Annotated in this window: 8 protein-coding genes and 1 pseudogene; 3 read left to right on the forward strand and 6 right to left on the reverse strand. The window is 60.4% G+C overall.

The genetic code is table 11. The annotated features are described in order from the left end of the window. Positions 1-31: 31 nt before the first annotated feature. The gene (locus E5W87_RS30535) at positions 32-829 is read right to left on the reverse strand and encodes a helix-turn-helix domain-containing protein (protein WP_292406166.1); all 798 of its coding nucleotides are present in this window, start codon (positions 827-829) and stop codon (positions 32-34) included. Positions 830-1,209: 380 nt separating this feature from the next. Further along, positions 1,210-1,857: a helix-turn-helix domain-containing protein gene (locus E5W87_RS30540; RefSeq protein WP_292406169.1), complete on the reverse strand. Its 648-nt coding sequence runs from the start codon at positions 1,855-1,857 to the stop codon at positions 1,210-1,212. Positions 1,858-2,208: 351 nt separating this feature from the next. Between E5W87_RS30540 and E5W87_RS30545 the strand changes: the two genes are divergently transcribed. Beyond that, positions 2,209-3,189, forward strand: a complete 981-nt coding sequence (locus E5W87_RS30545; protein WP_292406172.1) for an alpha/beta hydrolase — start codon at positions 2,209-2,211, stop codon at positions 3,187-3,189. A 174-nt stretch (positions 3,190-3,363) separates the two neighbouring features. Here E5W87_RS30545 and E5W87_RS30550 read toward each other — a convergent pair whose 3' ends face one another. From E5W87_RS30550 to E5W87_RS30565, 4 genes are all read right to left on the reverse strand, one after another. Beyond that, on the reverse strand, positions 3,364-3,630 hold the full coding sequence (locus tag E5W87_RS30550) for a hypothetical protein (protein WP_292406176.1): 267 nt from the start codon (positions 3,628-3,630) through the stop codon (positions 3,364-3,366). A 226-nt stretch (positions 3,631-3,856) separates the two neighbouring features. Beyond that, the gene (locus E5W87_RS30555) at positions 3,857-4,948 is read right to left on the reverse strand and encodes an efflux RND transporter periplasmic adaptor subunit (RefSeq protein WP_367118892.1); all 1,092 of its coding nucleotides are present in this window, start codon (positions 4,946-4,948) and stop codon (positions 3,857-3,859) included. 129 nt (positions 4,949-5,077) lie between these two features. After that, on the reverse strand, positions 5,078-7,441 hold the full coding sequence (locus E5W87_RS30560; protein WP_292406182.1) for an FtsX-like permease family protein: 2,364 nt from the start codon (positions 7,439-7,441) through the stop codon (positions 5,078-5,080). 4 nt (positions 7,442-7,445) lie between these two features. Next, positions 7,446-8,153, reverse strand: coding sequence for an ABC transporter ATP-binding protein (locus tag E5W87_RS30565; RefSeq protein WP_292406184.1), 708 nt, complete (start codon positions 8,151-8,153; stop codon positions 7,446-7,448). Between the two features lie 343 nt (positions 8,154-8,496). Here E5W87_RS30565 and E5W87_RS30570 point away from each other — a divergent pair, with 343 nt between their 5' ends. After that, entirely contained in the window at positions 8,497-9,102 is a 606-nt protein-coding gene (locus E5W87_RS30570; protein ID WP_292406186.1) for a CBS domain-containing protein, read from the forward strand. A gap of 88 nt (positions 9,103-9,190) precedes the next feature. Next, a pseudogene (locus E5W87_RS30575) lies at positions 9,191-9,521 on the forward strand (hypothetical protein); the annotation flags it as partial.

The raw sequence follows: 9,521 nt of genomic DNA on the forward strand, positions 1-9,521 counted from the left end.
GCAAGACTGCGACAGGTCGCGGACGCGAACATCAATGTGGGCGCCGGATGCCGAACCGGGCGAGCTTCCGATGCAGTGTGGCGCGGGAAATACCGAGATTGTGCGCGGCGGCGGAGACGTTGCCTTCTGACCGGGCGAGGGCGCGCTGGACGACGGAGCGCTCGGCTTCGGTCAAGTCTTCCGATGCCGCCGGAGCGTCACCTAGGAGGTCAGCGGCGGGCAATGGCTTCGCCAGGCAATCCTGCGTAAGGTCAAGCGCCAGCCGCGCAGTCCGGGTCGCCCCGACCACGAGATCGTCGGCGTCGACCGCCACCAGCGCGCTCGTGCTCCTGTCGGCGACCGGCGCCAGCAGGATGCGCGCTTTCGGAAACGCCAAGCGGAAATTATTGGCTTCGATGCGTCGGGCGGCTTCGGTGACGGCCATGGCGATGAGATTGACGAAGCCCTCCGTCAGGTCGGCCCGGCAGGACGATACGTCGAGCGCGGCGACGAGGTTTCCCAGATGGTCGTAGACCGGCGCCGTGGTGCAGCTGAGCAGCGTGTTGCGGGTGAAGAAATGTTGGTCACGGTGGATGGTGAGTGCGCGCTGTTCCACCAGGCAGGTTCCGATGCCGTTGGTGCCCTCGCTGTGTTCGCTCCAGACGGAGCCGGTCCACAGACCCCAGGAATGAAAGGTCTCGTCATCGACCGGCGCACCACGGCGATCGACCGGCACGCCATCACGATCGGCCAGCAACACGCAACAGCCGACGCCCCCGACGGCAAGGTAGAGCCTGTCCAGACTGGACCGGGCGGCAGCGAGCAGAGGCTCGACCCTCTGCCGGGCCATGCTCAATTCGGTCTCCGTCAACCGCCGGGGCAACCTCTGACCCGCAGGATCAAGCCTGTGCAATGAAGCCGAGCGCCGCCACGAAGCGACCAACGCCGATTTCGCGGCGGCGTCCGACGTGATCGATGCTTGAATACGGTCCGCATGCAATGTGGCCGTTTGTCGGTCCACGCCGTCCTCCCGAAGCCTGAACGCCGATAGACTTGCCTGCTGTTTCCTCAGTCTTCAGCGGCAAAAATGGATGAATACCGGCTTCTATGTTACCCCTGATGTCTCACTGTCAATTGGTCTGAAGCGCTATTATATGCGCTGCCATCCAGGCTCAGAAGCTGGGAACCTGGGCGTGCTTCTTCCGTCGTCCGATTCGATGTCGAGGCAGCTCATTCGCTCATCGCATGAAGCGCGTCGTGCTTGGTGATCTCAATACTGCGCAGATTGAGCAGGCGGATGACGCCCTTGTCCTTCAGTCGGGTGAAAACCCGCGATACGGTCTCGATGGTGAGGCCGAGATAATCGCCGATATCCATGCGCGACATCGGCAGTTCGACCTGCTGCAACCCGCCCTGCCGCTCCGCCATGTCGACCAGGAACGCGGCGACGCGTTCGATGGCATTCTGGCGGCCGAGTACCAAGAGATGTTCCTGCGCTCTCGTCAGGCCCTTGAGAGCCAACGGTAGCAGCTGACGGGAGATATCCGCACCAGTGGCAAAGCGGAAGACGCGGACACCCGTGGCATTGATGGCTTCGGCGAAGAAATGATGAGTGGTGTCGGCTTCGAAGCCGAATGTCTCTCCAGCCAGATGGAACGCGCTTATCTGTCTGCGACCGTCCGCAAGCAGGCGGTAAACACGGACGGCGCCAAACTCGACCTGATAGAAGGCTCCGGCCCTTTCACCTTGGGCATAGATTTCCGAACCGGCGGGAAAGAAGCTGACCGGCTGTAGCGGTGTCGGATCGAATACCGTTGGGAGGATCGGCTGCAGGGAGTGCGACGGCAGTGAAATTCTTGAGGTCGAGTGGGTGTGCATGGCTGTTTTCCCGGTTGGTCCGTGACACAGCAATCGCGCGAATCCGCGGGTCGCGAAATTCGGTTATGTCCCTACGGGAAACTACCTAGAGCTTGAGAGGCGCTAGTGGTCTGGCCTTGTGCTGCACAAACCCTGGATCCTCAGACCGTTTGGGAGCAAAGCCGAACAGTTTTCGGGATGTACGATGCACGGCCTGGGAGAGAAGAGGGTGCCGGACCGGCTTCCGTTTCCCACAATTGATAGCATCCAAATACACCGACCGATGCTGTCACTCAGGAAAATTGAGGTAAATCAAGCTGCTTCCAAACGAGACAGGCCAATATTCGCCCGTCCTTTTGTGGAGCATTTGCAATGAGTCGAATTGGCGGTTTGCTGCTTGCCATGGTCATCGCCATACCGACGGCCGGAGTCGTTTTCTTGCTTTACAAGAACGAGCTTGGCCGGATGCGCGACGCCGCCAGCCGAGGCAGTGTGGTCGCCAACCTCGAGATGGGCCCGATCGAATACGCCTACAGTGGTGTAGGTACTGCGCTCCTATCGATCCACGGCGCCGGGGGCGGCTTTGACCAAGGGCTTGCCAATGCAGCCGATCTTGTGGGTGAGGGCTTTCGGATCATCGCGCCGTCGCGCTTCGGCTATCTGCGCACACCCGTTCCGACAGATACCTCTCCAGCCGCGCAGGCCGATGCGCACGCGGCGTTGCTATCCAAACTGGACGTTCCCAAAGCGGTGGTCGTCGGCGTTTCGGCAGGCGCGCGTTCTGCGGTCGAGCTGACACTCCGGCACCCGGACAAGGTCACCGCTCTCATTTTGATCGTCCCAGGCCTTTATTCGCCTACCAGTCCGGTCTCGATTGAAGCGAGCCGCGGCAACAAGTTCGTATTCTGGATCGTCAATGCCGGCGGCGATTTCGCATGGTGGGCCACCGAGAAGATCGCACCGTCAGTGCTCGTTCGCTTCCTCGGCGTTCGACCCGCGCTGGTTGCGGCTGCGCCTCGGGCCGAGCAGGACCGCGTCATGAGCATTGTCAAGAGCGTTGAGCCGTTGTCGCTGCGCTTCCCCGGAATCAACATCGATAGCGCCCCCGCGTTGCATGAACTGTCGTTGGAAGTAATTACTGCGCCGACGCTCATTATTTCTGCGCGCGACGACCTGTTTAACACGCTGCCGGCAGCTGAGTTCGCCGCAGCCAAGATCCCGGGTGCCAAGCTGGTCGTCTACGACACTGGCGGGCATCTTCTGGTCGGACAGCAGCAGGATGTTCGCATCGCAGTTCGCAGGTTCCTAGCTGGCGCCGGCCTGGCCCCGTCATCCGACAGCCTGAGACAGTGATCAACATCCGCCTGCGGCAGTACCGCCTAACAGGTCGTTTCGTTGCTGTCGCCGATCGAAGGAACAGTCGCAGGAGGATGGGCAGCGTATCATGCCAGCGCTCGCCTTCGTGGCCGCTTGCGTATCCTTCTGGCGACCTGTCCTGCGTTGCAATTATCGAACCACGCATTCAATCTAAAAGATGGATATGATCCCAGGATTAACCATTTCGAAGCCTAGGCGCGGTTCCGATTCGTCCTCTGAATCGTCTTTCGGGCTTGCGCCCGAGACAGTTCCCGTTGAGCGGCAATCCAACTCAGTTCCCCGCTTTTTCTTGGTCGTGCCTGACAGATAGCAACAAGCTGACGTTACCGTTTTTCCGACCACCACCTTCTTCTCGTGCGCAACGGCGGCGGTGGATCCGGCAATCACAATTGCCACGCAAATAATAGTCAATCTCATTTGAATTTCCCCTCCAGCGCACCGGCAAAAACGTGGTCGATCGATGCCAGCGGCTGCGACAGCAGTCACGCTTGGCCGGTCGGTGCGCTTTCCGGCTTCGTAAGACTGTAACTACATTAGCTGCAGCGCAAGTAACCATTCCGGACTAGGCAGCGAGTTTATGCACCGAACACCTCGACAGCCCTTCGATGGAAAGCGGCTGAGCTGCCGGCGAAAAAGGCGCGTTTCAGCCTATTCCACCGCGCTCTGCGACGGTCACGCCGTCCGTGACCCTGTCGCTCGGGTGCAGCACCACGCGATCGCCTGCGGCAAGGCCTGACAGAAGCTCTGCCGTCCGGTCGTTGCGCTGCCCGAGCTTGACGATCGTTGTGACCGCACGCCCATCCTTGACCGCGAAGACAGCCCAGTCCTCCCCCTTTCGAAACAGGGCCGCCACCGGTACCGTCAGCACGTCTTCCGCACTCCAGATCGTGACATGCACAATCACACGATAATCGTGACCGAGCGACGGCCATGCCTCGGGAGGATCGACGAAATCGATGATCGTGCGCACCCTTTGTTCCTCTATACCGAGTGCGGAGACCTTGACGAACCCCGCCGGGTCCACTCGTGTCAGCTGGCCACGGATGGGTGATCCGCCCCAGCCATCGATCCGGACAGGTGCGCCGGGCTTGATCCGGACAGCGTCGGTCGACAGAAGTTCGGCGACGATCTCGAGGTCGCGCGGATCGCCGATCTCGATCAACGGGGCACCTGCCTGCACCACTCCTTCGCTCTCCTGAATGATCTTCAGGATGCTGCCATTCATTGGGGCGCGTAGCTGGATGCAGCAGGCGGGATTCGATTGCGGGATGGCGCCAGATGGTTCGCTGAGTCGGGCCGCGACACTTGCGCGTTCATTGCGTCGGACCTCGACCTGCGCCTTGGCGCTAGCCAAGGCGGCTTCATTGGTTTCGACGTCGAACCTCGCCTTGTCCAGTATCTTGCGAGAGATCGCTTCGGTGCGCGCGAGCGCTTCCGCCCGCTGAAACTCCGTGCGCGAAAATTTGAGCGCCGCCTCAATCCGGCGAACTTCGGCTTCCGAAAGCGTCATTGCTGCTTCGGTTGCCGCCAGCGCCGCCTGGAGCTCTTCGTGCGTGCGGGCATCATGGAAGCTCGGTACGGTCGGCTGCATCACCGCCACCGTCTCGTCCACGTTAACCTGATCCCCGACATGGCGAGGCGGGGAGATTCGCAGGACATTTCCAGCGATTGGCGCGGACACCGTATAGACGTGGCGGACGCGCGTCTTGGCCTCGTCGTCGATCGTGACCTCCATGGGACCTTCCGTCACCGTCGCCAGATCCACTACGATCGGCCGTGGCCATGCGAACCAGATCGCGGCAGCTGCCAAAACACCCAAGGCCATGGCCCCCACGGTTCGCTTCATCCAGATCGTGCGCATGGTTCAATCTCGCGTCTTGAGAACGGTGACAAGGTCGAGCTGGTTGATCCGCCGGCGTACGACGAGCGCGGAGAACAGTGCCGCGGCAATCACCATCGCGCTGGCAAGTACATAGGTAGAATGTTCCACGACCAAACGAGTCCGCATCAACTCGCCGGCCATCTTTGTTTGCAATGTCCAGGCGAGGCCGTAGCCGATGGCCCATCCCGGCGGCTGCGCAAGCAACGTCAACACGGCCAGCTCGAGGAGCAGAATTCGCAACACTTCTCCCCGGGTGAAGCCGAGGACACGCAGGCTGGCCAACTCGCGCGCGCGTTCGGAAAGCGAGATTCTTGCGCTGTTGTAAACGACTCCGAAGGCGATAACGGCCGCGAGCCCAGTGTAAATGTTTGCCATCGTGGTCACCAGCACGGCCAATGCATCACGGAAGTTCGCAAGCGATACGCGCTGCATGGCTACACCAGAGACGGTCGGCAACCGCTTGATTGCATCATAGAACAGGTCGCGCTCGTTCCCATCGAGGCTTACGCTCACACTGTTGACGACCGGCGCCTCCCGCATCAAGCGAGCCAGGGCATCGAAATGCATCATTCCCTGAATGCCGAAATAATCCTCGACCAACGCGGCCACGGGAAGAGAGACGGTCCGTCGCTGCCCTTCCAGCAAATCGATTTCGACGAAATCGCCGACCTGTGCCCCGAGAATCTGCGCGAGCCAACTTGACATCGCCAAGCCAGTCTTGGGAAGCACGACGGGATGCAGGTCAGTGTCGATGATCCTGTTGAGGTCGGCATCGCGCGGTCTTCCGCTGATCATGATCCGACGCTCGATGTTTCCATTCCGTATGCGGACTGGAACCTCCCGAAAAGGCTCCGCCGCAAGAATACCGGGCAGCCGCGCAATTTGATTGACTGCTTTCAGCGGGCGCCGTTCGACAAAGCTCACAGTGGCATCCTGGCGGTCGGACATGAAATAAGTCACATCGATCAACGCCTCCATCGTGCCGTTGAGGAAAAGCGAGGCGATCAGGATTCCCGTCGCTAGCGACATGCCCGCTATCGTAAACATAGCCCTGATCGGATTGCCGCTGATGTTGCGCACCATCATCACAGCCGGTTGTGAAAGGACGTTACGGATAGCAAAGGACGTGGGCAGGAGACGGCGGAAGCGAGGCGGGGCGGGCGGTTGCATCGCAACGGCGGGCGGCAACGTCACGATATCGCGCAACGCCCGCACCGCGCCGACGATCGCAGCACCGAGGCTCAGCGCCGCAGCCGCGACGTAGACATCCGGGCTCTGGACAAAAACGAGGAATGGGAACCGATAAAAGTCGCCATACATCTCTGTTACGTAAGTGCCCAGCCACGTTCCAACCGCACTGCCGATGACGACGCCGATCGTGACAATCACGATGATGAATTTGATGTAATGCCAGGCGACGGCGGCGTTCCGATAGCCAAGCGCCTTCAACAGACCGATTTGTTCGCGTTCGAGCGCGACGATCCGGCTAAGCGTCACATTGATCAGGAATGCTGCCACCAAAAGAAAGATCGGCGGCAGCGTGCGACTCATATTCCTGAGCATGTCGAGCCCGTGTTCCAGAAAGGCGTGTGAGGTCTGATCCTTCCGCCCATATGCTGCTTGCCCGCCGTAGCGGTCGAGCAACGCGTCGAGGCGCGTGATGACCTCGCCCTCTGAGGCGTCCCGCATTAGCTTGAGAGTGACCGAGGAAAATGCGCCGTCCAGATCGTAGACGCTGGCGAGAGCCTTTTCAGACATCCAGACGATGGCAAAGCGACGCTCGTCCGGCATGCGGTCGCCCGGCCCTATGGCGTAGATATATTCCGGCGAGAGCGCGATACCCACGACGACGAGGTCGCGCTTGCGGCCGTTGAGAATGGCAGCGAAATGAGACCCCGGCCTGAATGCATGTGCCTTAGCAAAGCCCTCGGTGACGACAACTTCATCGCCTCGCCCAGGCTCGGGCATCCGGCCTAACCGTATGTACAGCCGATTAAGCGAGGGCTGACCGTCCTCAGGCAACGAAATGAATAGTCCCGTTGCAGGCTCGCGAAACTGAGGAATATCGAGCAGGGCCAATTTGGCAATGCGCCCTTGCACGGCAGCAACCCCGGGGATTTCCGCAATTTGAGTGAGCAGCGTCTTCGGCGCACGCCTGACCAACGCAAAGACATCGGCGAATTGGTGCCTCTCGTAGTAAGCAATTCGGGTTTCCTCCAGAGACCGCAAGGAGCCAACCGCAAGAACCACCGTGGACACTCCGCCGGCAATGACGAGAGCGATCGCAAGCGCCTGGGCCCAGAGCCGCACCAGATCACGAAAGAGCTTGATATCCAGGGTGCGCATCGGATCACCAGACGAGCTCGGCGGCAGTTCGGCGCGCCTCGTTCTTGTGAATTCTGGAAATTTGACCGTCGGCGAAGAACAGCACGCGGTCGGCGACGTCCTGGATGCTGGCGTTGTGCGTTATGATGAGGACCGTGGTGCCGAGCTGCGCATTGATGCCCAGCAGTGCCTCGATCACCCGGATGCCCGTCTTGGAATCGAGAGCGCCGGTCGGCTCGTCGCAGAGCAACACGTCGGGGCGCTTGGCGATGGCGCGGGCAATGGCCACGCGCTGCTGCTCGCCACCGGAGAGCTGAGCCGGGAAATGGTGCACCCTCGGTTCAAGTCCAACAAGCGCCAGCGCCTCGTCCGGGCGCATCGGGTGATCGGAAATCTCCGTAACCAGGGCGACATTTTCATAAGCCGTCAGGCTAGGGATCAAATTGTAGAACTGAAAAACGAACCCCACGTGCTGGCGACGATAGGCCGTAAGGCCTCGATCATCGAGGTTGGTCAACTTCTGATCCCTGAAGAACAACTGACCGCTCGTGGCATGGTCAAGCCCGCCCATGATGTTGAGGAGGGTCGACTTGCCGCTGCCTGACGGGCCGAGCAGCACGACCACTTCTCCAGCGAAGATTTCCAGGTCCAGCGCGCGCAGGGCGAGCACCTGCGTTTCGCCCGAGGTGTAAGTTTTGGTCAGCGCTCTGGCGCTGAAGACGAGGTCAGCCATGGCCTTTGGAGATCGCATGTTCGAGCATTTCTAGGATCAATCCGCGAGGGAGTTGGGCTGGGAAAATGCGTCCTGGCCAGCTCAACCCCTCGTATCACCGCGCCACAGTCTTCCCTCTAGATGAGAGCCACATTGATGCAAATCAAAACGAGGAGTCCGAAGGCCATCACTTGTGCCGGCACCGCAACAGACAAGTACTGAGAGCAGGCGTTCAAGTCGCCGGGTCGGCTGGTTCGGGGCCGGTATTGATTTGCCTCAAAGGAAGCTGGGGCCGGCCACGCTATCATATTGTCCATTGGTGCCTGAGCGCCTGTCCACTTGAACTGAACTAGGGATGAGGCCGATGAGAGCAAAGGATGTAATGACTGCAAAGGTTGTTACGGTGTCGCCTGACCACAGCGTAAGACACGCAGCACGGATCATGCTAGATCATCGCATCAGCGGCATGCCGGTCGTCGACGATGGCGGCCGCGTGGTTGGAATAGTGAGCGAAGGTGACTTCCTGCGCAGGTCGGAACTCGGTGCCACAGCATTGTCATCAGGTGAGGCGCGTGGCTATGTGAAGGGCCACAGCTGGAAAGTGGCGGATTTGATGACGTCGGACGTCGTCGTGGCCGACGAGGAAACTCCGATCGAGCGAATTGCCGTCCTGATGCAGCGCCTGGTCGGAGTCGTCAGCCGTGCCGATCTTTTGCGCGCCGTCGTTGCGGCAAAGTTCGACGACGCCACGGCGGCAGGTGACGATGCGATCCGGCGCAGCATTCTTACGCGGCTGCGAGAGGACGCAGGCGTCAACGGAGACGCGTTAACACTCACGGTCAGCGATGGCTTGGTCCATTTTTCGGGCGCAGTCAGATCGCAGAGTGAACGGGATGCCGTGCGCGTGGTTGCCGAAGGCGTCAGAGGCGTTAAAGGTGTGTATGACCACCTGTACTTCGCGCATCCGTGAACGGCGATCCGAGGTCATTATTGAGATGCGAACGCATCCTTTCGGAACCCACCGCGCCAACACCTCGGCCGTCGAAGACGATCTGGCGATGCTGCAGCGGGAGACGTTCGACTACTTCATTCATGAAGCGACCCCCGCCAATGGTCTCATCCTGGACAAGACCGAGGCGAATTGGCCGGCAAGCATAGCGGCCACCGGCCTTGCGCTGGCATGCTATCCAGTGGGCGTCGAGCGCGGATTTATCACGCGAAGTGTGGCGGCCGAACGGACCTTGGCGACGCTGCGCTTCTTCTGGAATAGTCCACAGGGGCCGGAACCGGATGCTACCGGATATCGCGGCTTCTACTATCACTTTCTGGACATGCAAACCGGCCAGCGCGCCTGGCAATGCGAGCTGTCGACCATCGACAGCACGTTCC

Source organism: Mesorhizobium sp. (genome assembly GCF_004962925.1).
Classification (GTDB): Bacteria; Pseudomonadota; Alphaproteobacteria; order Rhizobiales; family Rhizobiaceae; genus Mesorhizobium.

Excerpts from the sequence above, each read along its gene's own strand:
- E5W87_RS30535 (WP_292406166.1), bottom strand. The coding sequence starts at position 829 with ATGGCCCGGCAGAGGGTCGAGCCTCTGCTCGCTGCCGCCCGGTCCAGT.
- E5W87_RS30540 (WP_292406169.1), bottom strand. The coding sequence starts at position 1,857 with ATGCACACCCACTCGACCTCAAGAATTTCACTGCCGTCGCACTCCCTG.
- E5W87_RS30545 (WP_292406172.1), top strand. The coding sequence starts at position 2,209 with ATGAGTCGAATTGGCGGTTTGCTGCTTGCCATGGTCATCGCCATACCG.
- E5W87_RS30550 (WP_292406176.1), bottom strand. The coding sequence starts at position 3,630 with ATGAGATTGACTATTATTTGCGTGGCAATTGTGATTGCCGGATCCACC.
- E5W87_RS30555 (WP_367118892.1), bottom strand. The coding sequence starts at position 4,948 with ATGGAGGTCACGATCGACGACGAGGCCAAGACGCGCGTCCGCCACGTC.
- E5W87_RS30560 (WP_292406182.1), bottom strand. The coding sequence starts at position 7,441 with ATGCGCACCCTGGATATCAAGCTCTTTCGTGATCTGGTGCGGCTCTGG.
- E5W87_RS30565 (WP_292406184.1), bottom strand. The coding sequence starts at position 8,153 with ATGGCTGACCTCGTCTTCAGCGCCAGAGCGCTGACCAAAACTTACACC.
- E5W87_RS30570 (WP_292406186.1), top strand. The coding sequence starts at position 8,497 with ATGAGAGCAAAGGATGTAATGACTGCAAAGGTTGTTACGGTGTCGCCT.